This is a genomic window from Chitinophaga sp. 9-1-y, from assembly GCF_059511905.2.
The window spans coordinates 3,611,621-3,635,930 of record NZ_CM197955.1 but is presented as its reverse complement, the minus strand read 5'-3'; the positions used below and the strand labels follow the sequence as shown (position 1 = coordinate 3,635,930).

General features: G+C 45.4%; 20 protein-coding genes. 13 read left to right on the top strand and 7 right to left on the bottom strand.

All coding sequences use genetic code 11. The annotated features are described in order from the left end of the window. The first annotated feature begins 249 nt into the window (after positions 1-249). Complete coding sequence (locus AC5ZC7_RS14440) at positions 250-1,119, top strand: DUF2167 domain-containing protein (RefSeq protein WP_496162406.1); 870 nt, start codon at positions 250-252, stop codon at positions 1,117-1,119. 79 nt (positions 1,120-1,198) lie between these two features. Here the strand turns inward: AC5ZC7_RS14440 and AC5ZC7_RS14435 are convergent, their stop codons facing one another. The 3 genes from AC5ZC7_RS14435 to AC5ZC7_RS14425 form a co-directional block, all read right to left on the bottom strand. Next, the gene (locus AC5ZC7_RS14435) at positions 1,199-1,705 is read right to left on the bottom strand and encodes a cupin domain-containing protein (RefSeq protein WP_496162407.1); all 507 of its coding nucleotides are present in this window, start codon (positions 1,703-1,705) and stop codon (positions 1,199-1,201) included. 80 nt (positions 1,706-1,785) lie between these two features. Next, on the bottom strand, positions 1,786-2,355 hold the full coding sequence (locus AC5ZC7_RS14430; RefSeq protein WP_496162408.1) for a cyclic nucleotide-binding domain-containing protein: 570 nt from the start codon (positions 2,353-2,355) through the stop codon (positions 1,786-1,788). Between the two features lie 87 nt (positions 2,356-2,442). Beyond that, on the bottom strand, positions 2,443-3,501 hold the full coding sequence (locus AC5ZC7_RS14425; protein ID WP_496162409.1) for a hypothetical protein: 1,059 nt from the start codon (positions 3,499-3,501) through the stop codon (positions 2,443-2,445). Between the two features lie 158 nt (positions 3,502-3,659). Between AC5ZC7_RS14425 and AC5ZC7_RS14420 the strand changes: the two genes are divergently transcribed. Next, positions 3,660-3,872, top strand: a complete 213-nt coding sequence (locus tag AC5ZC7_RS14420; RefSeq protein ID WP_496162410.1) for a hypothetical protein — start codon at positions 3,660-3,662, stop codon at positions 3,870-3,872. Between the two features lie 221 nt (positions 3,873-4,093). On the opposite strand, the gene AC5ZC7_RS14415 is transcribed toward AC5ZC7_RS14420, so the two are convergent. Further along, positions 4,094-4,996, bottom strand: a complete 903-nt coding sequence (locus AC5ZC7_RS14415) for a hypothetical protein (RefSeq protein ID WP_496162411.1) — start codon at positions 4,994-4,996, stop codon at positions 4,094-4,096. Between the two features lie 284 nt (positions 4,997-5,280). Between AC5ZC7_RS14415 and AC5ZC7_RS14410 the strand changes: the two genes are divergently transcribed. Beyond that, positions 5,281-6,336, top strand: coding sequence for a histidine kinase (locus AC5ZC7_RS14410; protein WP_496162412.1), 1,056 nt, complete (start codon positions 5,281-5,283; stop codon positions 6,334-6,336). Positions 6,337-6,348: 12 nt separating this feature from the next. Next, positions 6,349-7,068, top strand: a complete 720-nt coding sequence (locus tag AC5ZC7_RS14405; protein ID WP_496162413.1) for a LytTR family transcriptional regulator DNA-binding domain-containing protein — start codon at positions 6,349-6,351, stop codon at positions 7,066-7,068. Positions 7,069-7,138: 70 nt separating this feature from the next. Here AC5ZC7_RS14405 and AC5ZC7_RS14400 read toward each other — a convergent pair whose 3' ends face one another. Then, on the bottom strand, positions 7,139-7,810 hold the full coding sequence (locus AC5ZC7_RS14400) for a helix-turn-helix domain-containing protein (RefSeq protein WP_496162414.1): 672 nt from the start codon (positions 7,808-7,810) through the stop codon (positions 7,139-7,141). 74 nt (positions 7,811-7,884) lie between these two features. Between AC5ZC7_RS14400 and AC5ZC7_RS14395 the strand changes: the two genes are divergently transcribed. From AC5ZC7_RS14395 to AC5ZC7_RS14355, 9 genes are all read left to right on the top strand, one after another. Next, positions 7,885-9,264, top strand: a complete 1,380-nt coding sequence (locus AC5ZC7_RS14395; RefSeq protein WP_496162415.1) for an alpha/beta fold hydrolase — start codon at positions 7,885-7,887, stop codon at positions 9,262-9,264. A 168-nt stretch (positions 9,265-9,432) separates the two neighbouring features. Beyond that, entirely contained in the window at positions 9,433-10,212 is a 780-nt protein-coding gene (locus tag AC5ZC7_RS14390; protein WP_496162416.1) for a LuxR C-terminal-related transcriptional regulator, read from the top strand. Between the two features lie 342 nt (positions 10,213-10,554). Then, positions 10,555-12,729, top strand: coding sequence for a hypothetical protein (locus AC5ZC7_RS14385; protein WP_496162417.1), 2,175 nt, complete (start codon positions 10,555-10,557; stop codon positions 12,727-12,729). Between the two features lie 27 nt (positions 12,730-12,756). Then, positions 12,757-13,338, top strand: a complete 582-nt coding sequence (locus AC5ZC7_RS14380) for a hypothetical protein (protein ID WP_496162418.1) — start codon at positions 12,757-12,759, stop codon at positions 13,336-13,338. A gap of 230 nt (positions 13,339-13,568) precedes the next feature. After that, positions 13,569-15,968 carry an ABC transporter permease gene (locus tag AC5ZC7_RS14375; RefSeq protein WP_496162419.1) on the top strand — a complete coding sequence of 800 codons (2,400 nt, stop codon included), beginning with the start codon at positions 13,569-13,571 and terminating at the stop codon, positions 15,966-15,968. Between the two features lie 66 nt (positions 15,969-16,034). Continuing rightward, positions 16,035-16,454, top strand: coding sequence for a DUF3592 domain-containing protein (locus AC5ZC7_RS14370; RefSeq protein ID WP_496162420.1), 420 nt, complete (start codon positions 16,035-16,037; stop codon positions 16,452-16,454). 12 nt (positions 16,455-16,466) lie between these two features. Next, positions 16,467-16,877: a DUF3592 domain-containing protein gene (locus tag AC5ZC7_RS14365; RefSeq protein ID WP_496162421.1), complete on the top strand. Its 411-nt coding sequence runs from the start codon at positions 16,467-16,469 to the stop codon at positions 16,875-16,877. A 134-nt stretch (positions 16,878-17,011) separates the two neighbouring features. Continuing rightward, complete coding sequence (locus tag AC5ZC7_RS14360; protein ID WP_496162422.1) at positions 17,012-18,751, top strand: hypothetical protein; 1,740 nt, start codon at positions 17,012-17,014, stop codon at positions 18,749-18,751. A 99-nt stretch (positions 18,752-18,850) separates the two neighbouring features. After that, positions 18,851-19,309 carry an SRPBCC domain-containing protein gene (locus tag AC5ZC7_RS14355; protein ID WP_496162423.1) on the top strand — a complete coding sequence of 153 codons (459 nt, stop codon included), beginning with the start codon at positions 18,851-18,853 and terminating at the stop codon, positions 19,307-19,309. A gap of 157 nt (positions 19,310-19,466) precedes the next feature. Here the strand turns inward: AC5ZC7_RS14355 and AC5ZC7_RS14350 are convergent, their stop codons facing one another. Together AC5ZC7_RS14350 and AC5ZC7_RS14345 are read right to left on the bottom strand one after the other, a co-directional pair. Then, a complete protein-coding gene (locus tag AC5ZC7_RS14350) occupies positions 19,467-21,068 on the bottom strand; it encodes a RagB/SusD family nutrient uptake outer membrane protein (protein ID WP_496162424.1) in 1,602 nt (533 codons plus the stop codon). Positions 21,069-21,085: 17 nt separating this feature from the next. Continuing rightward, positions 21,086-24,247, bottom strand: coding sequence for a SusC/RagA family TonB-linked outer membrane protein (locus tag AC5ZC7_RS14345; RefSeq protein ID WP_496162425.1), 3,162 nt, complete (start codon positions 24,245-24,247; stop codon positions 21,086-21,088). Positions 24,248-24,310: the final 63 nt, after the last annotated feature.

Genomic DNA, 24,310 nt, shown 5'->3' with positions numbered 1-24,310 from the left:
GTGCCAAGATGCGCATTCCTATTGATTTGGATTGTGCTTATATTGACTAAAACTACCGCTTTTTTTGCCGGCTAACGATCATCAGTCTTTGGTTATCACTTTATTATTTGAAATATTTACTGCATTTTTGCGGCCTGAAATATTCATTCATTTATGTTAAAGTACCTATATCTGGCTAGTTTGCTGTTTGCTACCCTATGTGTTAAAGCAGCCCCTGTACGTGATTCTGTCGAAAATTCCCAATTGCAGATGGACAAATTTGCAGACTCCATCCGTCAGGCACAAAAGTATGAAACCGGTCTGATTAAGCTCCCCGGCGGTAAAGCGGAGATTAAGATTCCCGCAGGATTTAAATTCCTGAACAAAGAACAAAGTAAGTATGTCTTAACCAAATTGTGGGGTAATCCGGAATCCGGAGTGGAGAATACCCTGGGTATGATCTTTCCTGAAAAGTCAGATCCCTTCTCCGATAGCAGCTATGCTTTTATCCTGGAATACGAAGATATTGGCTATGTAAAAGATGATGATGCCGAAAAAATCGATTATGATGCGATGTTGAAAAACATCCAGAAGGATGAAAAAGAGGTAAATGAGCAACGTTTAAAAGAGGGATATCCCAGTGTTCACGTGGTAGGATGGGCTCAGGCGCCGTTCTACGACAAAGAGAACAAAGTATTACACTGGGCGAAGGAAATTCATTTTGGTGATCAGGATGATATTAATACGCTTAATTACCAGATCCGTATTTTAGGCCGTCATGGTATCCTTTCACTGAATGCAGTATGTACTATGCGCGAACTGCCGCTGGTAAAGGCGGATATTAACAAAGTACTGCACATGGCTACTTTCACAGAAGGCAATACTTACTTCGATTTTGATCCCAAGATTGATAATGTGGCAGCCTGGACTATTGGTGGACTGGTGGCCGGTAAAGTACTTGCTAAAGTGGGCTTTTTCGCCCTGATCGTAAAGTTCCTGGCAGCTGGCTGGAAATTTATCCTGCTGGGACTGGCGGCAGTGGCTGGATTTGTGAAAAAATTATTCGGTCGCAAAAAAGAAGAGGTGGCAGTAGAAGAGGAAACTACGGTAACGCCTACGGACGAACCTCCGGCACTATAAGCGATCAAAGTACTGATCCGGTTGGATCAAAGCCGCGTGACACCAGTCGAAAGAATGGTATCACGCGGTTGTTTTTTTGTCACTTCACTGGCAGCATATTATTCACATCCACCGGGAAGGTGTCGTACTTGTTATACAGCTTCAGAAATTTGGCCGGGTCAACAGGCTGTTCGCTGAGAATATCTACCAGCCCGCGGAAGAAGCCTTCCCTTTTTTCTGCCGGGTTGAAGAGGAGGGTAAGTACTACCTGTTCATCCGTATCATTGGCAAAACCGTGTGGGGTAAAACGGGGTACATATACAACCGATCCAGGTTCCAGGTGATGGGTAGCTTCACCGGCATATACAGTAAGTACACCTTTATTAACAATAAACGTTTCATCCATAAAACGATGGTAATGCAGCTTGGCGCCGATGGTACGCGGAGGCAGCGTGATCTCATAAACGCCCAGTTGGCTGTTCGACATTTCGCTGGTTACTTTAAAAACGAAGGAAGCGCCGCCTACCTCCAGGCGTTCTCCTTTACCAGGGTGATGTATGGTGGCTTTGTTGTCGAGTTGGTCTTCCAGGTAATCTGTCTTTTTCATAAATGTTATTTTTTATGAAGACAAAATTCCGGCAGCGCTGCCTGAAAAACATGTACAAATGTTGAGACTTTTAAAAAAATCTATAACTCCGCACGTATACGGCTCAGTTGTGTAGGGGTAATACCAAGGTAGGAAGCGATTTCGTGCTGCTTCAGGCGGGGTTCGAGGGAAGGGAATTGTTCCAGGAAGGCGGTATAGCGACTTTTGGCAGTATCATAGCGTAGTGATATTTCCAGTGGCTCTTTTTCCACTACCCAATGTATTTCCATGTAGCGGATATACAAAGCCGCCAAATCCGGGTAGCGGGTTGTTAACTTTTTGAATTCATCGAATTGATATTCCAATACCGTGGTGTTTTCCAGGGCCCGGATCGTAAACTGACTGGGGCTTTTGGTTAACAGGGCGCTTACGGATGCCGCCAAAAATGTTTCCGGGAAAAAACGTTTGATCACCACATCTCCATTGGGCGCAGTATAGTATTGGGAGAATAGCCCCTTTACCACAAAAGCCACCTGTCGTGGTACCTGGCCTTCCGCCACCAGTGTTTCGTGACGCTTATAAGTACGGCTTGTAATGATATTACCCCATGCCTCCCGGGTTTCGGCAGACAGGGGATGATATATAGATACTTTTTCCCAGAAATTGTTCATGAAGGTAAATTTAGAAATAAAAAGTCTCCAGGTGACAGACATGAAGACTTTTTTATTTCCGTTTCCAATTATGGCAACTGATCCTTATCATACAGGCAGGTCATAACTGCGTAACTGGCCATCACCAGTTGTGAGCAGCAGCTGATGGTGTACCATCAGGACGTTGATAATATTACTGCTGTAATCAAAGATATAATCCGGGTTGGTAGTAGGATTGCCATCCAGGTCATAGGCCTTAAATTCAATGCCCTCCGGCATCACCTCTGCTTTGCAGCGTAGATCTTTTCTATCCAGCAATAGTAGTCTTCCAAATTGGGAAACCACCAGGATATGATGATCGTCTATAAAAAATACGGTGTAGTTGATATTATCCGGTTCTGCGGCAGGAAAATCTTTGCTACCGTCGAAAATAGCCGCCTGGTCTTGCTCCGCTGCCCCGGCAATTTCAGGAAAGGAGTAAATTTCCAGCGGCCCGTCATAATGAGGCGCCATTACAAATTCCTTTCCGGAGGGAGCGAAGTTGCCCATGATCACATTATCACACTGGGTAAGTTCAGTCAGGGAGATGGCGCCATCGTTCAACTGCAACTGCATCAGGACAGACTCTTCCTGTCCGGCAGCGGCTTCCAGCAGGATGATATTATTTTCAGGCGTAGCATGAAAGGCATAGGTGTATTGGTGGCTGTTCAGGAGAGGATAAGTAGCTATTACCTGGAAGGTAGCAGCATCCATTACCTGTAGCTCGTCTGTTTCATTTTCAGCGCCAGGCAATACGTACCAGATGTTGTTATTATCCCTGGAGAAATGACAGGCGGCGCCGAGGAACCAGCCCCAGGAGCTGTGTTCTACTGTATGCAACACGGCGTTACCTTCTGCATCAAGAATGCGTATATCGGTCATGCCTGCAATGGCCATCAGGCGACCATCAGAAGAAGCCGACAGCTTGCTGCTTACATAATTGGTATGCTTTCCCTGGATAATTTTTTCCCAAACAATTTCAAGATTAGCGTTGAGCTTTGTAATCAGTGGTTGGCTGGCGAAGTTCATCAGGAGCTCCCCATTCGGTAATGGCACTACGTTTACCGGGTTAGCAGTGAATGTCAGTTTGTGCTTTAAGGGCAGGTTTATATGCGGAAATTGACTCATGTATTTTGTTTATACCGCTGCAAAGGTATATACAAACCATATTTTTGACAACAGTCGCTTTTTCGTGAGTAAGCTTTCCTGGCTTTTTTTCGTGTATGCACTATTTGTTAGTTTAATGCTATAGATTTATTTGCATTATCAATTTTAAAAACTGGCGGATGTCTTCATTCGATATATCAGAAAAGTACAGGAAGTTTTTATTAGGGGTTGTATTTGGAGAGCAGACATATTATACCGTTTCCGGCGCTGATCTTTCAGATAACTATGTAGATAAGGTATTGGTTGATGGAGATGGTAGCTGGTTGCTTTTCTCCTCACCGGAAGCTGTATTGTCAGTCATTCAAAAGAACAAAGCTACGCCCCATTTTTGAGAACGATATTTTGTCGCAATTCAAAGATGACCTGGCCGATTATTTTATCTGGACAGAGAATGAGTTTTTTAAAGTATCTGTTGATATAGATATTTTATCAGGTTATTTAAAGGGAATTTATGAAAGATTGAAAGTGCAGGTGAGGATCTATCAATAAATCATATCTGGCTAAAAAAGCAGCAGCATCCGGATTACCCGGATGCTGCTGCTTTTTAAATCACTTACTTACTATATTCATAAGTAACATCGCGCTTGGTAAAAACCTCCTGCTGATATTCAGGCTTTTTAACTGTGCTGAAGGAAGCTAATTTCACCGGATGATCGGTATTGTTATATTCATATGTATTTTTTGTTACTGTAACAATAGAATCCTTTTTGCCATTAAACGTAACATATTCAACCTTTCTTGTATCACGCAGGTTTTGATGGCTGAATACCGATGGGCCATCATCTTCCAGCAAATAACGTAGTAGCGGGTTGGTGATATAATTGGCATGCAGATCAAAATGCGTCACCTCCATATTTGAAATTGCGTTGGTGCCGTCAGTGATTGTTTCCTTGTTGATATTATTCAACTCCCAGGCATAGGTAGATACAAGTTTCAGATCAAGACCGGATTCATTGATGCTGGTAGTGAGTTTAATCAGGTTACCGCTGGCATCATAGGTGTATTGCCGATCCTGCCTCACTGCCCCTGTACCCGGTTCGCAGGTGGCTTTCCGTGAGATGTTTCCTTTTGCGTCCCATTCAAATTTTGCAACGCGGAATAGCTCGGGTGCTAAGTCGGGCCTATGTAAGGGAGCACTGAAAATGTATACTTTCTCCAGTTTGTCATTGGCATCATAAATAATAGAATCTTTTTCTATCATAAACTTATCGGCAAAATGCTTAATAACCAGCGGCTGCATGTTCTTGTTGTAGCTGAACTGCCAATTAAGCCCATCGGGGTTGCCAATAGTGACGCGGGTCAACAGGCCGGGAATCGGAGTTACAACGTCAGTATGCTCTTCGACAGGCGAAGATGATGACTTCTTACAGGCGGATCCTGCCAATAGGGCAAGTCCTAACAGGGCTACAGATAACCCGGACACAGGTGTGCTTCTCTTCATTTTGTAATGTTTCATAAAATTGTAGTTTAAGCCTGTACTTAGACAATGGATCGTTATTATGATAAGCTACCAGACATAGTACAGAACAGGAAGTGGTTTGCTTCCTTTGTTATGGTTTCCGATTTACTGATGCAAAGGAAAAGAGAATAACTACCCGGCAACATGAATTTTGATCATCACACCGGAATTGCTGATTAATATGCAGAATTGCTGGACGATCTGCACTAAATACTTGTTACGTATTTGTTGCATTGCGTCTAATATGGTTTTTTTTTACTTTTTTGCATTAAAATTGACTGATGCCTAAGCCCTTCTTTCTGATGAAAACCTGGCCTGTTATCCTCATTATCTGGGCAATGGATATGGCACTTACTTTTTTGCAGGTCCGTATGCAGGGGCTGCCCGACCCGGAAGCGCTTCAGTTGGGGCTGATGGAATCTATTCCCGGTACACTATGTACTTTTCTACTCTGTTACTGGTTGTTGCCGTTTTTTATCAGGCAGCGGCAGATGTTCTTGTTTGCTTTGCTGGTAGTGGTTGTCTGTTTCTTCACCAGCCTGGTTACCGTGTATTTAAGTTTGCCAACACTGTGCAACAGCGTCAGGAAAGTAATGGCTGTTCCACAGATGTGTGGCTTGCACACAATGTTCCCGGGTCACTTTATCGGGTTGCTTTTCACCAGTGGAACGATCTGTGGTATTCTTTTTTACCAGGAATATGCTAAAACCGTGATTGATCATGAACAGCTCCGTACTACCCACCTGGAAACAGAACTTACGCTGCTGCGTAATCAGTTGAATCCGCATTTCATGTTCAATGTGATGAACAGTATTCATGTACTGATTGAAAAAGATAGCGGTCAGGCGGCAGACCTGGTGCTGGAATTCTCTGATATGCTGCGGTACCAGATCTATGATACTGCTAAACCTGCTATACCGCTACAACAGGAAGTTATCTACCTGCAGAACTATGTGAATGTAGAAAACAAACGACGTTGCTATGAGCTGCAGGTAACCTGCAACTGGGAGCCGCAACTGCCTCTCTGCTATATCTCCCCGTTGATCCTCGCACCTTTTGTGGAAAATGCGTTCAAGCATGTGTCGCAGTTTACGGATCAACCCAACTTTATCAGTATAGATCTTTTACTGGAAGGAGACAGGTTATATTTTATTGTCAAAAACAGCAAAGAGCCCAGTCCCGTTGTCCCGGAAGGCACTGCACGTCCCCAGGGAATCGGGCTGGTGAATGTACGAAAAAGACTGGCCCTCCTTTACCCGGATCAGCATGTCCTGAGAGTAGAAGAAACAACTGATCTGTTCCTGGTTTACCTTGAAATGAAAATTAATGTTCTCTGATAAAAACTGCTTATGGAAATTAAATGCATCATTGTTGACGACGAAGCACTAGCCCGGGAAGGATTAAAAAAGTATATCCAAACATTCGATTTCCTGTCATTGACCGCTAGCTGCAATAATGTGGCATCGGCGAGGGAAACGCTGGAATCCACTCCTGTGGATCTGATGTTCCTCGATATTAATATGCCCAAAATGAGTGGGCTGCATCTGTTGGAAACATTGTCCACGCCCCCTATGACGATCCTGGTGACCGCCTACCCGGACTATGCACTGGATGGTTTCCGGCTCAATGTACTGGACTACCTGTTAAAGCCGCTTTCCCTGCAACGCTTTACACAAGCGGTATTGAAAGCGCAGGATTATTTTCGCACCCGTCAGGAGCCTGCTGCCGTATCCCATCTTCCCATACAGGATTATATCTTTGTAAAACATAAACAGGTATACGAAAAAGTGATGCTGTCAGATATCCTTTTCGTGGAAAGCATGCAGAACTATGTACTCATCCAAACGATTCATACCAAAATTGTTGCGTACCTGACGTTTAAGAATGTAGAACAACAGCTGCCGGCAGATAGCTTCCTGAGAATACATAAATCTTATATTGTGAATCTGGGGCAGGTGAATAAACTCGATAGCAACATGGTACAGGTAGGCGGGCATACACTGCCGGTGAGCCGCAGCCAGCGGGATTTACTGATGCAGGTGGTTAGCAAACGGCTATTGAGTAAATAACGCATTCGCTTAAAATATCAGTACTGCCAGTAAACGGGGATGTTGATGTTTTAGGCGAATGACATGCTTTCTAACTAAAATACTCCTGCATCTTTTTCTCTCCCCGGGCAGTGATAATAACCGCCCTTGAATTTCGTGTTCTTCTTATCCAGTCGTCCGCCAGCATGAGTTCCAGCAGGGCTGCGCCGAGCGCGCCGGCTATATGATAACGCCTTTCTGTCCAGTCGAGGCAGGGTCTGAGAAAAACCCTGCGCTGTTGCCGGAGTTCGGGTAAATTAATGCCCAGTTGCCCCATCCATTTTTCTCCTTTTGGCGTCAGCTCAAAATTGTCCGCTTTATGAATGAGTATCCGTTGTTTTAATAAGCTATCGGCAATAGATACACCCGTTTTCCCTGCCAGGTGATCATAACATGTTCTGCAATGTGTAATTGCGGCATTATGCTGATGGCCGACCATCTTCTTTTGTTTTTCGTTGGGAATAAGATGGGCAATGGCTTCTATCGCGTAAGCCACTTCCTGCCTGGAAAACCGGTAATACCTGTGCCGGCCTTGCTTTTCTGCTACCAGGAAATCTGCCTGGATAAGTTTACCCAGGTGCATACTGAGGTTCTGGGGAGATGTATTGGTGCTGATGGCCAGCTCAGTTGCGGTATACGCCCTGCCATCCAGCAATGTCCATAAAATAAGTGCCCTTACCGGGTCACCAATCAAGGTGGCGATCTGACCAATTTGTGTTTCCATCAGCATTCATAGTTAAGTTGTAAATGAAGTATCAAAGATAATACTTTGGCACCTTTAGGATCTAAAATGAATATATGAAGAAAGCGATCCTATTGATGATCCTGGTCTTTTCCGGGGAAATTATTATACAAGCACAACTAAAAGATACAACGCTAATGAACAGCTATCATGTTTTAAAAACTGCCAGTCACATTCCGGACCTGAACATTGCTTTGCTGGAAGCATCACCTACCGTGATATCAAATGATTACCCGGTATTGTTTATTCATGGCGCTTCCTTCCCATCTGCCCTTGCTTTCGGTTTCAGGATGAACCATTATTCCTGGATGGATCATTTAACCGAAAACGGATACCATGTATTTGCAATGGATTTTTTAGGCTACGGCTACGCCGACCGCTACCCGGAAATGTTGGCAGGCGCCACTACCGTCACCCCCCTCGGCAGGGCTGCCAGCGCCTGTCTTGATATAGACAAAGCCGTGAACTTTATTTTACAGCAAACAGGGAAAGATAAAGTGTATTTAATTGGTCATTCCTGGGGAGGCTCTGTTGCAGCATTGTATGCTTCCAGGTACCCGGATAAAATTGCAAAGCTGGTTTTATTTGCCGCCATCACCGCCAGACCGGATACGTCCATGCCTGGGAAAATAACAGCGTCCTATGAATCGCTGACGCCCACCCAGAGGATCGATGCTATGAAAGAGCTGACACCTGCTGGCGAACAATCCCGGTTGGCGCCGGAAATATTTAATACCTGGGGAACTACCTGGTTGCAATCCGATCCGCTCGCTGCCAAATTCCAATCGGACAGCGTGCGATTCCCTGCCGGGCCCTCTGCAGACATTGAGGCGCTATTGCATAATATGCCCTACTATCAACCGGAAAAAATAAGCGTTCCCACTTTAATTATCCGGGGAGAATGGGATACTTATCCTGACAACCAGGACGCGGAAAAGCTGTTTGCGGCACTCAAAAATGCGCCACTAAAAAAGTATGTAGTCATTGAAAAAGGAACGCATGTGATGCACCTGGAAGAAAGTCGTGTACAACTTTATGCGGAAGTAACTCATTTTCTGCAGCAGGGAAAACAACCCAATAAACACGCCATCGCCGTTATCTTTGAAGTAATTCCTGCTGAGGGCCGGAAGCAGGAATACCTGGACATTGCGGCCGCTCTTAAGCCTACCCTTGAAAAGATAAATGGGTTCATTTCTATTGAGCGCTTTCAGAGTATTTATCATCCGGAGAAAATATTGTCCTTATCTTTTTGGGCAGATGAAAAAGCGATTGAAGCATGGCGCAATGTGGAAATGCATCGCGCAGCCCAGTTAAAAGGCAGACAGGAGGTATTTAAAGATTATCGCCTGCGGGTAGCCCAGGTAATCCGCGATTATGGTATGTTCGACCGGCAGGAGGTGCCTGCTGACAGTAAATCCTTTCATGAGAAAAAATAACAGGTTGGGCTAAACAACAAAGCAGCTGCACCGATGGCAGTTGCTTTGTTGGAAATTGGTAAAGGGTATTATTTAAGCCAGCATGGTTGGGCAAATACAAGGGAATTATGTAAATTAGGACATCACCGGCACCTATAACTATTCGCGGACCATTCCTAAATCAACCAGATGTCTAAAGATCAATCAGAATACTATCTTACCGCCAGGAAATTCTGGAAAACGGTTACAGACAGTGACACAGGCTTCCCCAACTCTCAGTTGCAGCTCCAGTTGGAAGCGCACAAACGATTGTTTAGCGTATTTCAGGCAGGCAACTATTATTACATCATCTTCAATATGTATAAAAGTGAACTGGATTTCGTTGACCCGAATGTTTTCCAGGTCCTTGGCTATCAGCCAGACGAAGTGAGTATCGCTTTTATCATGGATAGCATTCACCCGGAGGATAAGCCTTATTTCCTCAATTTCGAATACCAGGTGGTTGAGTTCTTTAAAGCACTTCCATTTGAAAAGGTCAGTAAATATAAAGTACAATACGACATGCGGCTTCGGGCAAAAAACAACCAATACGTGCGTATCCTGCACCAGGCTGTTCAGATCGATTATGATGAAAAAAATTATTACCGCACACTGAGTCTGCATACAGACATCACACACATCAAGCCGGAAGGGGTTCCCTGCTTCTCGTTGATCGGACTGGACAACGAGCCTTCTTATTATAACATTCAGCATGAAAATGTGATCACACAAGCCTTAACGCCATTCACTAAAAGAGAACGTGAAATCCTGAAGGGCATCGTAGAAGGTAAAAGTAGCAAGGAAATTGCTGATGAACTTTTTATCAGCCTCCATACGGTAAATACCCATCGCAAGAATATGCTTTCAAAAGTAGACATTAAAACGCCCATAGAACTGGTAAGAATGGCTATCCGCGAAGCCTGGGTATAGTCTGCCTGTTAACCCCTGTATTGAAAATACCTAGTACTAGCGATATGCCGGTGCGGCCTTTCTGCATACATTTGTGGCAGAGCACGTACATAGGAATAGCCTGGAAATAACGAATATTTATTCCGGTTTTACCTGTCAGATGCGACAGGTAGATTGTCCATTCCGTACCAAAATAAAAGCAATGAAATGACCGTAACCAAATCCTCCAACCGCAGCAACCTAACCTGCTGAAGTAAGAAACTTCCACTCCGGAGAACATCAAATTAAAAAGAATTACCGCTTCAATTGCCAGGAAGACACCGCTGCTTCCCACAGGCACTTATTTACCCTAAATTCTGACAAATGAAACGTTTTTTAATTATCACCGCACTGTTTGCAATCACTACTTTAAATTGCAGGGCCCAGTTAAGTGTTTATATCTGTAGCGAAAACGGAGAGATCGGTTGGGCAGTCGGAACCGATAATACAGATGGCGCGAGAGACAATAGGGCCTACCTGGATTGTAGAAACAAGGGAGGTAAATACCCGGTATGGCATATGAGCAATAATGGGCCTGGATGTTATGCCATTGTTGAAGGACGGAATGAAAAGGGAGAAAAGAAGTATGGAATGGCGGCCGGCGCTAAAAGCACAGAGGAAGCCACCTTTGCCGCCAGGCAACAAGCGGTGTTGGTAGGCGCACTGGACAAAAGCTTGTCATCGCTTACATCAGGGTGTTTTTATCCTCCGCCACCAACAGTGGTAGAAAAAAAGGTACCGGTTTGGAGTGAATGGACTGCTGAGATTTGCAGCTACCTCGAATACAGAACTAAGGTACTGGAAGGATACGACTGGAATTACCAGGTGCACGTATACATACAGGTGCGCTCTAAATTCCGGGTACCGGTGACTTATGTCTTTGAATTGGCAGATGAAAACGGGAAAGTGCATTTTGGAGATCAACATACTAACAAGCCTGGCGAAACGATCGAATTTGTTCATAAGATGAGCGAAAAGATTATTAAAAAGCTTCGCATAACAGCGCTGCGGAATGCACAGTCCAATAAGCCGGTTAATTGTGATGATGCCGATGGCGGCAAAAAACCACTCAGACCCGGAGAATTTGATAACCTGCGGGACGCCATTGCAGCATATAACCAGCTATTAGCCCAGATACCGGAATCCGTTACAAAAACCAGCAATTACGAAAATACCGTGAAGGTATTGAACAGCCGGGAATCTGATGAGTATAAGCTAAGCGAGGTGAATGCGGCTATCTCTTATCTCAGGGGCATAACCGAACATTCACCGGCAAACGCAGTCAATTCCCAAAAACAAACGGACCTTTCCGGGGATATCAATGAATTGTCCCGCAGGGAAATCAGCCTGATCAACGAAATCAGGACGATAACACCAGATGCCAATGTGAAGGCCTGGGACGGAAATCCTACAGACGCGCCGGCACTGACACTACAAAAGAAAAAAGACAACATCGCCTACCTTGAAAGTTACCTGGACAAAGTCAACGCCAAAGCGGCCGCAGAGAAAACAGTGAAGGACCGGGAAAAAAATGCCTTTAACTCGCTGATGCAAAAAGGGGATGAGGCAATGAAGCATAAATACTACGCCCAGGCAATGAATACCTACCAGGCAGCCATGAATGGAACCAGTGATGTGAATGATAAAGCGGCCGCACAGGCGAAGTATAACATGGCCATGGAGGCTAAGAAGACAGCCGACCGCGAAGTAAGGGTCGCCGAAGCCCATGACACAGACCAAAAAGAGAATGCGATTTATACTACAGCGGCAGTATCCACTGCGGGGTTTATGGCGCTGCTGAAGGATGGCTATAGCAGCAAAGGTTTCGCCGCCAAGTTCTTGTTAGGGCTGGGGTATGATCATTCGCCGATATTAAGCAATGGTAATGGTAAGTCGTACATAGAGGAGCGTAATTTGTTTACCATCAACACCGGGTTTAATATTGGTGTTTTGAACAATCGCGCCATTTCCTTCTACCTGAAACCACAGCTGAATATCGCGATCAGCGCCTTTGCTTCCGGTACCAGTGGTGGTTATGCGAGTTATGGCGGAACAGGTGTACTGCAATTGGCATTGAAAAAGCATTCAAAGTTCAGCGTATTTGCAGAAGGGGGATGGTTCAAAAACGATGGCACCTTTAAATTCGACGCAGATGCACGTGATAATACCGCCACCGATGATGTACGGGAAGGCACCATGAAATTCACACGGCTGGTTTATGGTGGTGGATGTATGTTGCGCTGGATCGATAAATTAACGGGTAAAGAAACCTATCTGCGACCGGCCGTATTTTATGATAAACCATCTTTTTTCACAGATGCGGTGAACCCGGTGTTGATGGTAAATTTACAGGTATATATCTATAGCTCCTTCCTGCTTGATCTGTCTTATACACCGAAAACGTACATTCCTGGTGACCTGCAGCATCCATCTACACTGGAAAGGAAAAATGTAGATGCTTACAGTATCAAAATCATTCGCCAGGGCCGGTTATTTTAAAAATATTCTTACAACAATTCATTCGCCATGAAAAAGAACATATCCATCCTCATCAGCCTTTGTGTGATATTGTTGGTATCCTGCTCAAAAGAATCTCCCATCGAAGGCCTGATGGCAACAAATCCATCTGTAACCGCTGTTCATGCTGAAATACCGGTGGGGAGCAGCAAGTCAGTTGCACTCACCGTTAACAACCAAACGCTGAACCTCGATATTAATAATAACAATACTACCGCGAATGGCTTCGAAACACGGCATTGCACTGTTACCATCAATACAAATACCGGGACTTTTCCCATCGGCGTCAATTCAGCTTATCTGCTCACGATGCAATCCGGGGCGGAAATATCTGCAGCGGTTTTTAACTATCCATCCTCCAGCGGTGCCCTGTTTTATGCTACGCGGGCGGTGAACACAAGTACCTACAACTATCTGAATACAAACGGCATTCACTTCGGTAATTCCTATTACGTTCCCCTGAAGATAAAGTCTGCCGGCAACCAGGATACGCCCATCTATGCCTATCTGCAGTTTACGGTTACCACCGAAAAGGTAGTACTGGATAAAGTGGTGTATCGTATGGTGGGGAGCCTGTCGGCCGGCGAATAAGGAATGAGTGCTTAGCCCGTTTCAAAAGGGAGCAGGTCTGTAAAGACTTGTTCCTTTTTTTATTGGATAACTCCGGGTATGTTTATTGGTGGACAGTGACTGTATCAAAAGCGTACACTTTTTTATTAAAATATATGCGTAGTATATTGGTTTTTATTTGAATGGCTAAGTGGCATTTTTCTTGGGCGCCTAGCCCCATCATTCTTGCTCAACTTAATATTTCGCTTATCATGTTGAAAAACTATTTCAAAACCGCATGGCAAAATTTACGGGGTAATAAATCCTATGTCGCCATTAATACCATTGGTTTGGCAGTGGGTATTGCGGCTTGTCTGCTTATCTTTTTACTGATTCAATATGAAACCAGTTTTGATAATTTTCATCAAGATAATGCGCGTATTTATAGAATAGTATCGGCGGTAAAAACGCCGGAAGGAATGAATTATTCGAAGGCCAGTGCCTTTCCGGTAGCGGATGCCTTGCGACTGGATTATCCGCAACTGGAACGGGTGGCCCGCATATATGGCCGGGAGAACAGGCAGATCACTTTGCCTAATGATAGCAGGAATGTACCGCCAAAAAAATTTAAAGAGAATGTATTCTTTGCCGAGCCTGAATTTTTTGAAATATTTAATTTTCCCTTCCTGGAAGGAAACCCCAAAACGGCTTTGTCAGCACCCAATACTGCGGTGCTTACACAGGCAACGGCCAATAAATATTTTGGAGACTGGCATGCAGCCGTAGGCCAATTCATTCAACAGGAAGGGCAGCTTTGTAAGATAACAGGTATTCTGAAAGATATGCCTGCTAATACTGACTTTCCCCTGCAAGTGGTGTTTGCTTTTAAAAACGTAAGTCATGAAGATATTTTAACGGATTGGGCCGGCCTGGATGGGTCCTTAAATACCTTCGTTGTACTTCCCAAAAATATTCCTGCGTCACAGTTCAACAATGAACTTAGCAATTTTGTAAAAAAACATAGCCCTACTGAATACGCGAACCAGGGTTATAAACTACAGCCACTGAGTGAAATACACTATGAGGGAGAGTTTGGTACTTACACACGTAGCACTTTCAGTAAAGAATTGGTTACTGCATTAAGCTTAATTGGCCTGTTCCTTTTACTGGTTGCCTGCATAAATTTTATTAACCTGGCTACCGCACAATCAGTAAGCCGTTCAAAAGAAGTAGGCATCAGGAAGGTATTGGGTAGTACTAAGAGGCAATTGGTGATACAGTTCCTGAGTGAAACGTTCCTCATTGTCATTGCGGCCGTTATGATGGCAATATTACTGGCATTCCTGGTACTACCATTTTTGAATGATTTGTTGCAAACCCCGTTGAGAATACAATTCAGTTTTCCTTTGATCGTATTTTTAGGTAGCCTGCTTATTGTTGTTACGTTATTATCAGGTGTTTATCCTGCCACGGTGTTATCAGGCTTTAATCCTATCACAGCGCTTAAAAGTAAACTTACCAGCAATACCCTGGGAGGGGTTGCTGTGAGGAAAGTGTTGGTTGTTTTTCAGTTTGCTACCGCGCAGGCGTTGATAATGGGGACATTAATAGTAGTCAGCCAGATGAACTTTTTCCATCACGCCCCCATGGGTTTTGATAAAGAGGCCATCGTTACAGTCCCAATGGCAAACGATACGTCCTCACCCAAGTCTAAAATGGATGTATTAAAACTGGAACTATTGCAACAGGCAGGCATTGAGAAGGTAAGTTTAAGCGCGTTTAGCCCAATAGATAAGGCAGGGTGGGACGGTGATTTTAAATTCGATAACGCTACAAAAAAATCAGGCTTCAAAACAGAGTTTAAATGGGCCGATGCAGACTACTTTAAAACATATAACATCCAGTTCATTGGAGGAAGGCCATATGGCCCTGCCGATACCGTAAATGGGTTTGTGATCAATGAAATGATGATGAAAAAACTGGGATTTAGCAGGCCGGAAGATATTATCGGCAAAAAGATAAATTTTTGGGATGGCAATATGGTGGCGCCCATTGTTGGTGTAGTAAAGAATTTTAACGGTAACTCACTGAAAACGGAGATGACACCTATTGTACTGGCTTCTTTCAAAACGGTATACCGGTTAATAAATATAAAGATACAACCACAACGCACGAAAGAAGCCTTAGCGAGTATAGAGAGGATTTGGACTAAAGCATACCCGGATTTTATCTTTGAGTACGAATTTTTGGATGATAAGATTGCCAGTTTTTATGAGCAGGAAAGTCAGCTGTCGCAACTGTATAAAATATTTGCGGGCATCGCTATATTTATTTCCTGCCTTGGCTTGTATGGCTTTGTTACTTTCATGGTAATACGACGTACCAAAGAAGTAGGCATCAGGAAAGTATTGGGAGCCTCCGTAGTCAATATCCTCTATTTAATCTCCAAAGAATTTACGATACTGATTGGGATAGCATTTTTAATTGCGGCGCCACTGGCTTATTATTTAATGCATCATTGGCTGCAACATTTTGCATACAGGATCAGCATTGGAGCCGGAATATTCTTATTAACCATTCTCCTGTCAGAAGTGATTGCCTGGCTGACTGTGAGCTACCAGGCCGTAAAAGCGGCGGTTGCCAACCCGGTGAAAAGTTTGAAAGCAGAATAAGAGATTGTTATTATCTTGTACCGGATTTACCTGCTGCCAAATTAATCGGGTAATTCAACACAACCTATGTGGTATAAGCTGTATTTGTTAGCCGGTCTCATTTTATTGGTGATCTCATTAACCTTGTTGAAACAGTCCATTGATTTCATCGGGAAAAGCGAGCGCGCTATTGGCACCGTTATTTCCATGGAAGAAAGTGACGGCGCCTATTCGCCGGTGTTTGAAATAAAAGTAAAAGACAATTCCCCGGTCATTTATCATCTCCCCGCGGCCAGTTCCCCTCCGGAATGGAAGGTGGGAGAGCAGGCCACGTTTCTGTATGATCCCGAAAATCCGGAATTAGTAAGGATGATAGGATATTTCTGGCTTTTCAGCTGGACGATTGTATTGATGGCCATCGCCATTCCTTTATTGATTATAGGCGGTGGTTATTTTATCCTGCATCCGCTCACGAGGTGGACAGGCGAAACTAATCCGTTAATATAAAAATCTAAAAAGATGATTACCTGCTCCATTTTTATTATCGCTGGTAGCTTGCTGTTAGTTGCTGCTGTAAGTAGTCTGAGGAAGACCCTGCGCTTTTTAAAAGAGGGAGAACGGGTGGTAGGAAAGGTGGTTCAACTGGATGAAAAAACAGATGAGGATGGAACGTATTATTATCCTGTTTTTGATATCCATACCAGCCGGCAGGAAAAGATTACGTATAGCCATTCAACGGGGACATCCTTCTCAAAATGGAAGATTGGTGAAACAAGAAATTTTATATTCATGCCTAGCAATCCACATATAGTAAAACATCTTAGCTACTGGAAGCTATTCGGGTGGTCCCTAAGCCTGATGGCGGTAGCAGTGGATTTACTGGTGATTGGCGGTGGTTATTTTCTGTTGAGCGGATACTTTAGCGAGTAGGGTAACCTTTCCTTCCTTTTTAATATGGATTTCGTAAATTAGCAGAAGGGCTATCTACGCTATTCCTATGCTGTACTAACACGCTTAAAAAAATGCAGAGCTTATTGAATAATAATCAATCAAATAAGCTACTGATGAAAACAAACTACCTGTCATTTATCTCAATTTTACTCCTGCTGGCATGTAATAATAACGCCAGAACAGGGGAAACAAAGACCACTTCAAAGAAGTCTCCCGATCTTCGTTGTTACGTTGCCAGAACAACGGATAAAGCCTGGTATGCCTCAGGTAAAAAGGCGCCCAGGTTACCGGGCCTGAAGGGGATTAACTTCCCCGTTTCTACCAGCAATAAGGAGGCGCAGGAATATTTTAACCAGGGAATGATGCTGATGTATGGCTTTAATCATGCGGAGGCGGCGAGGTCTTTTTACGAAGCCACCCGGCTGGATACTTCCTGTGCCATGGCATACTGGGGATATGCTTATGTGTTGGGGCCTAATTACAATGCTGGTATGGAAGAAGATAATTTCCAGCGGGCTTATGATGCGGTAGTAAAAGCAAAATCGTTAAGTACTCCCTGTACCCAAAAGGAAAAAGCGTTGATCAATGCATTGGCAGTTCGTTATGCAATGCCGGCACCAGCAGACAGAAAGCCGCTGGATATTGCCTTTGCTGCGGCGATGAAGAAAGTGTACGATCAATATGCCACGGATCCTGACATTGGCGCCTTGTATGCAGAAGCATTGATGGATCTCCATCCCTGGGACCTGTATGATATGAAAACAAAGCAACCCCGTGCCTGGACACCAGAGTTGCTAACAGTGCTCGAACACCTGGTCAAAATGAATCCAACACATCCCGGCGCTCATCATTACTATATCCATGCGGTAGAGGCCTCTGCTGCACCTGAGAAGGGATGGGCAAGTGCGCGGTTGCTGGATACGTTGGTGCCTGGAGCCGGGCATTTACGGCACATGCCATCACATATTTATATCAATACCGGCGATTATCACCTGGCGGCTGTGGCAAACTTACGCGCGGTGGAGGTAGACAGTAGCTATGCAGTCGCCTGTCATGCGCAAGGGGCGTATCCGCTTGGATATGCGCCGCATAATTACCATTTCCTGGCCGCCGCCGCTACGCTGGAAGGGGATTCTGCATTGGCATGGAAGGCCGCAAAGGAGCTGCAGGGGCATACCGCAGCAGATATTATGCGATTACCTGAATGGGGCACCTTACAACACTACTATAGCATACCGTATTACATTGCCGTGAAATTGGGCATGTGGGATACCATTCTGGCAATTCCTTTACCTGCAGAAGACCTCGTATATCCGCAGGCTATTTGGCGATACGCAAGGGGGATGGCGTTGCTGGGAAAACATCAAACGGGCGCCGCAGAAAAAGAACTGGGCATACTGAAAACATTGGCGGCAGACACGGCACTTAGGCACCTCACTATCTGGAATATCAACACCACCGCCGATCTTGTGCAAATTGCAGTGAAAGTATTATCTGCGGAGGTGGCCGCACAACAACAGCAAACTGACGCCGCCATTGCTTTGTTACAGGAGGCCGTGGCGATGGAAGATAAGCTGAATTATAACGAACCACCTGATTGGTTCTTTTCTGTCAGGCATCACCTGGGCGCGGTGCTGCTGGATGCAGGCAAATATCGCGAAGCGGAAAGCGCTTACCATAAGGACTTACAGACCTGGAGAAAGAATGGATGGGCTTTGATGGGACTGTATAAATCGCTGATCGCGCAGCACAAAAACGCGGAGGCACAAAAAACGAAGTTGGCATTTGACAAAGCGTGGCAATATGCGGATATTGATATCGCTTCGTCTTCTATGTTGCACAACCATCGTTGAGCACCTGGGACAGATTGTCCAGATTACCCCTTGAGATTGTCCATTGCACACCGGGTAAAACGTTATATAAGCCAGTACTTTTGAAAAAAATAATTAGTTATGGCAAATATCTTGCATCGGGTAGGAATTCTGACTTCATCTATGGATGAGGTATACCGCACCCTGACCACACAAAAAGGTCTTGCAGGCTGGTGGACAACCAACACTAAAGGAGAAGGTAGCCAGGTGGATGATATCGTTACATTCCGGTTTGGCGAAAATGGCGCAAAGGGAGGTTTCAATATGAAAGTAAAGAAGCTTGATGCGCCCAGGGAAGTTGAGTGGGAAGTAGTAGAGGGGCCTGAAGAATGGATCGGCACCACCATTAATTTTGAACTGAAGCAGGAGGGTGAGTATGTGATCTTACTATTTAAACACCTGAATTGGGCAGAACCTGTAGAGTTCATGCATCACTGCAGTACTAAATGGGCTATATTCCTGCTGAGCCTCAAGTCACTGGTAGAAACAGGAAAAGGACAACCTGATCCTATTGATATCAAGATTGACAACTGGAATTAAACAGACCAGATGATACTATTGTGAGAAAGCCCGCGACTATCGCGGGCTTTCATGCTTTATGTTATCGGAAAACAGTTGTGGCAGCTTTGCATCCGCTTACGTAGTACCTGCGTAAAAAATTATGGCCAGCAGCAGTCCTGCTTTTTTAAAGAGGGGGTTAGTTCCAGCCATTTTTAATGTCTTTGGCAACGTTAGGATTATAGTTTTTCTCTACATCAGGTATAGGAAGCAATAGATTTTTGTCCTGGAATGGTTGTGTGCCGGTGCCGGGTTCTGCGGCTTTTTCTGCATTGATGGTTTGTTTGATAATTCCCCATCTCAGCAGGTCGAAATACCGGCATTGCTCACCGCATAATTCCAGCTGCCGTTCACGCATTAATATTTTCATCGCATTATCTTTATCGCCCAGGGAGGTATAGAGCGCGGCATGAGAACGGGAGCGTACACTATCGATCAGTGCCAGCGGTGCATCGCCTGTATTACCTTGCTGGATATGTGCTTCCGCCAGCATCAGCATCACATCGGCGAGGCGGATGACCTGTCCGTTGATCGGGCTTTTAGGATCGCCATATTTTTCTACCAGGTTATAATATTCATATTTCTTCCAGCGATAATCGCCCTGAGGGTCGGTGGCATCAAAGGGATAAGGTTTTGCACCCGTAGCGCATTGCTGGCAGTACATGGTTTCTCCTCCGGAGGCAGCGGTGCCATAGAAGGTAGATTGGGCGCGGGGATCTGTGTAGGGTTGTCCATCAACAGGACTGGGATAAGTAAAAGCTTTCACCGCCGCATTGCTGATGTATACGTTTTTCCAATCGTTCCAGCCATATTCCATTGCGCGGCCTGTATGGGTTTGTTTACCTACCTGTTCTGCACCGTTGCCAAACATATAGTAAGGCGAACCAATACCCCAATCTGTCCATTGCTGGTCCATGATCTGGAAAATGTTTTCCGGTGTGCTCTGATTGGTAGTACTGAAAACATTGTCGAAAGAAGGATCCAGTTTGTAAGCATAAGGTGCACCCATCAGTTTTTCAAAGGAAGTCTGTGCCAGTGCCCATTTTTTCTGGTATAAATATGCTTTGCCGAGCAATGCTGTCACGGCACCCTTGGTGGCCCGGCCCAGTTCTGCAGCAGGGTATACGGTAGGTAGTTCTGCGGTAGCTTCGGCTTCCGTCAGATCTTTCTCTACCTGCTTCCATACATCCGCGGCAGCGCTGCGTGATAAATAGTTGTTGTGAAGGGTGGTTTGATAATCGATATACAGTGGTACATCTCCCCATAACGTAACCAGGTGAAAGTAGGCATATGCCCGAAGGAACTTCACTTCGGCCAGGTATTGATTCAGTTTCGCGCGATCTGCTGTGGCAGCAGGATTCCAGGCAGCGGCCCGGTCTATCACCAGGTTGCACCTGAAAATCATCCGGTAAAGAGAGCCCCATAAACTGCCCAGGTCTGAGTTGTTGGTGCCGAAAGTATAATCACCCAGTTCCTGTTCGGGGCCCAGCAAAAAGCTCGCACGCTTGGCTTCATGGCCCATGAGATCAAAAATAAAATAGTACTCCCTGGCCCATAATCCCGGGTGCAGGAGGGTAGCGTAACTGGCGACGGTAGCCTGATTCAGCGCAGAGATGTTAGTGAAATAGGTATCATATGCGTAAGCGCTCTGGTCTACCAGGTCAAGACGGGATTTCTTACATCCGGTGGAAATGGCTATCAGACTGGTTATTAGCAGTAGTTGACGTATATACTTCTTCATAAAATCACGTTTAAAAATTAAAACCCTAATTGAATACCGGCCATGAAAGTTCTGGGCTGTGGTACTTGGCCCTGGTCAATACCGCGTGCAAAAATGTAGTCGCCCGCTATTTCCGGATCGTAACCGGTGTAATGCGTGAGGGTCAGTAAGTTTTGTGCTGCCACATAAACGCGCAGGGATTTAAGGGTGCCTTTGGTCATGGTACTTAGCATCGCTGCGGGGGCATTGTATCCAATGGTGATGTTGCGCAAACGGAGGTAGCTGCCGTCTTCCAACCACCAGTCGGAGGGGCGGAGGTTTCCGTTGCCGGTTACATTCTGACCTATCCTGGGTAAAGCCGCTACATCACCGGGCTTACGCCATCTGTCCAGGATATCGGTGGTAGCATTATGTCCGGTAGACATGAAGCTGGTATTTAATTTCAGGCCATTGAAAAGCTTAGTACCGCTAATCCCTGATAATACCAGGTTCAGGTCAAAATTTTTATACGTGATGCCGGCATTGATACCGTACACATATTTAGGGATGGCATTACCTAATATTTCCTGGTCTTTTTCATTCACAACGCCATCGCCATTAATATCTTTATAGATAAAATCTCCGGGTAACAAACCTTCCTGGTATTTTGTATTTGGCTTGCCTGTTTTCTTCGCAGCAGCGTCATTGAGTGCGGTGATTTCATCCGCATCTTTCGCTACATGATCCATGCGGTAACCGTAGAAAGAGCCAATGGCATAGCCGGCGGCAGTATAGGTAGTAGTAGGCACAGGGGTGAAAGCACCCGCCTGTATAGGCGCAGAAAACTGGTCGCCTAATGATAATACTTCGTTGTGGTTGACAGATCCGTTCACGCTGATGTTGAAGCTGAAGTTCTGGTTGATTTTATCCCTGAATCCGAGGGTCAGCTCAAAGCCTTTGTTTCGTGCATCTGCTGCATTCACGGTTTTCTTGGGCTGCGTACCGGTAGGACTCACGCCGATACTGGCAGGTAGCAAAGTAGTTACCAGCAAGCCGGTACTTTTGCGGTTGTACCAATCGGCTTCCACGGTAAGGCGGTTATTCAGGAAAGCCAGGTCGATGCCGATATCTGTTTGCGTGGTTTGCTCCCATTTTAAATCAGGGTTGCTTAAGGTAGTTAAGGTGGTACCGGAAACAAAGGTTTCTGTACTGCCCAGGGAATATACGAGTGCGCCACCGGGCGTGCCCTGGTAGGTTTTAGCGGTATTCAGGAAGTTGGGAATATTGTTATTACCGGTTTGTCCCCAGCTGGCACTCAGTTTACCATCAGATAAAACAGGGATCTTGTTTTTTATAAAGTTTTCTTCTGAAAAGCGCCAGGATAAGCCACCGGCGGCGAAATTACCATAGCGGTTATTAGGGCCGAAGTTGGAAGCGCCATCTCTGCGGTAACTGGTGGTCAGGATATATTTATCATCATAGGTATAGTTCAGGCGGCCGTAATAAGAAATCACAGACGGACGTGCATAATTGGAATAAGTATTGGTTACTGACTGGGAGGAGGCTACTACCACATCCGGGAGATTATCATTAGGCTGACCGGTACCCCTGATAGAAGAGCCGTTGGTACGTCCCGGATCAATATAACTTTGTCCGGCGATCAATGCCAATTGGTGTTTGCCGAATAGTTTATCGTACGAGAGGTAATTCTCCAGCATGTAGTAAGAGTTTTCTGAAAAAACAAGCATCGACTGGCGTGCCTGGTTCAGGAAGTTAGAGGCCTGGTATTGTTTCGCGTAACTGCTGGTCCGGTTGGAATTTACTTCTGCGGCAAATTGCGAACGGAATTTTAAGCCATCGATGATGCGTACTTCGCCGGATAGTTGCGGAAAGAAAGCCAGTGATTTGGCGGTCTGACTTTTCATCGCAATTTCCTGCAACGGATTTACGGCATTGCTGTAGTCATCGATATTGGAAACGATAGAATAGCCTCCCTGGATAGATGGATCCAGCACGGGTTTATAGGGGGCGTATTGGATCGCATTGAGGATGTTGGCATAGTTGCCTTTGCCTACATATTGGCGCACAATAATGTTTTGTGTAAACCGAAAGCGGCCTATTGTTTCTTCCAGTCCTACGCGCGCCTGAAACCTTTTGTTGGTGGCGTCGGTTAAGATAGCTTGTTGATCGATGTAGGTGGCAGATATGCTATAGTTTACCCGTTCGCCGCCGCCGCTGAGGTTCAGGTCATTTTCAGATACCAGGGCGTTGCGGAAAATCGCATCCTGCCAGTTGGTGCTGTCTTTTAAACCGCCGGGGGTATTGAATTTGGCTGGCAACACGGTATTCTTGGTAGCCGCCAGGTCTTTCAGGGCCTCTACATATTGATCGGTGTTAAGCAGGTGTAATTGTTTCCACGCTTTAGCGATACCCCATTGAGAAGTAAAGCTGACGCGGGGAGGTCCGGTCTTCCCTTTTTTGGTGGTGATGATTACCACACCATTGGCTGCTGCGGATCCATAGATGGCGGTAGAAGAGGCGTCTTTTAACACGGTGATACTTTCAATATCCTGTGGACTCAGGGTATTGAAAAGGTTTTTGGTACCCTGTATGCCGTCCACCACATACAGGGGATTAATGTCGGTAAAGCTACCCGTGCCCCGGATAATGATCTGGGCATCGGCACCAACCACGCCGCTGCTTTGTAGTACCTGTACACCAGCGGCCTTGCCGATAAGCAATTGGGAAGGGTTGGTGGCATTAACGGCGCCGGCTTCTTTTACATTGACGACATTGAAAGCACCCACTACATCTTTCTTGCGGGCAGTGCCATAGCCAATGACAACGATGTCATTCAGCGACGATACTGTTTTAACGAGGCGCACGGAGAAGGTGAGTGTAGCGCCTGGTTTCAGGGATATGTTGTTCAGTTGCCGGGGCTCAAAGCCAACATACGAAACATTGAAAGTGTATTTTCCTTCCTGGGGTAATCCGGAGAAACGGAATACGCCATTACTGTCGGTCATTACGCCGGCAGTATACTTTGTTTTTTCATTGAGTGCTACCACAGAGGCATTGGGGAGTAGTTCACCCTGATCTGTGCGCACGGTGCCGGTCACCTGCATGCGGTTTTGCGCCCGGGAGGCCATTGATATGCCTGTTATCAGCATGACTAGCAGCAGGGCCAGGCGGCGCCATTTTGGTCGATAGAACATCTTCATAACTGGAACGTGTTTTTAAAGTACAGGGCATAGCAAGCCCCCGACGCCTTTGGCGTCACTGGT

What these genes read in the sequence shown, in the direction of transcription:
- AC5ZC7_RS14420 (WP_496162410.1), top strand. Translation starts at nt 3,660, where the DNA reads ATGTCTTCATTCGATATATCAGAAAAGTACAGGAAGTTTTTATTAGGG.
- AC5ZC7_RS14385 (WP_496162417.1), top strand. Translation starts at nt 10,555, where the DNA reads ATGAAACGTTTTTTAATTATCACCGCACTGTTTGCAATCACTACTTTA.
- AC5ZC7_RS14435 (WP_496162407.1), bottom strand. Translation starts at nt 1,705, where the DNA reads ATGAAAAAGACAGATTACCTGGAAGACCAACTCGACAACAAAGCCACC.
- AC5ZC7_RS14410 (WP_496162412.1), top strand. Translation starts at nt 5,281, where the DNA reads ATGCCTAAGCCCTTCTTTCTGATGAAAACCTGGCCTGTTATCCTCATT.
- AC5ZC7_RS14430 (WP_496162408.1), bottom strand. Translation starts at nt 2,355, where the DNA reads ATGAACAATTTCTGGGAAAAAGTATCTATATATCATCCCCTGTCTGCC.
- AC5ZC7_RS14390 (WP_496162416.1), top strand. Translation starts at nt 9,433, where the DNA reads ATGTCTAAAGATCAATCAGAATACTATCTTACCGCCAGGAAATTCTGG.
- AC5ZC7_RS14400 (WP_496162414.1), bottom strand. Translation starts at nt 7,810, where the DNA reads ATGGAAACACAAATTGGTCAGATCGCCACCTTGATTGGTGACCCGGTA.
- AC5ZC7_RS14355 (WP_496162423.1), top strand. Translation starts at nt 18,851, where the DNA reads ATGGCAAATATCTTGCATCGGGTAGGAATTCTGACTTCATCTATGGAT.
- AC5ZC7_RS14375 (WP_496162419.1), top strand. Translation starts at nt 13,569, where the DNA reads ATGTTGAAAAACTATTTCAAAACCGCATGGCAAAATTTACGGGGTAAT.
- AC5ZC7_RS14440 (WP_496162406.1), top strand. Translation starts at nt 250, where the DNA reads ATGGACAAATTTGCAGACTCCATCCGTCAGGCACAAAAGTATGAAACC.
- AC5ZC7_RS14365 (WP_496162421.1), top strand. Translation starts at nt 16,467, where the DNA reads ATGATTACCTGCTCCATTTTTATTATCGCTGGTAGCTTGCTGTTAGTT.
- AC5ZC7_RS14345 (WP_496162425.1), bottom strand. Translation starts at nt 24,247, where the DNA reads ATGAAGATGTTCTATCGACCAAAATGGCGCCGCCTGGCCCTGCTGCTA.
- AC5ZC7_RS14350 (WP_496162424.1), bottom strand. Translation starts at nt 21,068, where the DNA reads ATGAAGAAGTATATACGTCAACTACTGCTAATAACCAGTCTGATAGCC.
- AC5ZC7_RS14415 (WP_496162411.1), bottom strand. Translation starts at nt 4,996, where the DNA reads ATGAAACATTACAAAATGAAGAGAAGCACACCTGTGTCCGGGTTATCT.
- AC5ZC7_RS14405 (WP_496162413.1), top strand. Translation starts at nt 6,349, where the DNA reads ATGGAAATTAAATGCATCATTGTTGACGACGAAGCACTAGCCCGGGAA.
- AC5ZC7_RS14395 (WP_496162415.1), top strand. Translation starts at nt 7,885, where the DNA reads ATGAAGAAAGCGATCCTATTGATGATCCTGGTCTTTTCCGGGGAAATT.
- AC5ZC7_RS14380 (WP_496162418.1), top strand. Translation starts at nt 12,757, where the DNA reads ATGAAAAAGAACATATCCATCCTCATCAGCCTTTGTGTGATATTGTTG.
- AC5ZC7_RS14360 (WP_496162422.1), top strand. Translation starts at nt 17,012, where the DNA reads ATGAAAACAAACTACCTGTCATTTATCTCAATTTTACTCCTGCTGGCA.
- AC5ZC7_RS14370 (WP_496162420.1), top strand. Translation starts at nt 16,035, where the DNA reads ATGTGGTATAAGCTGTATTTGTTAGCCGGTCTCATTTTATTGGTGATC.
- AC5ZC7_RS14425 (WP_496162409.1), bottom strand. Translation starts at nt 3,501, where the DNA reads ATGAGTCAATTTCCGCATATAAACCTGCCCTTAAAGCACAAACTGACA.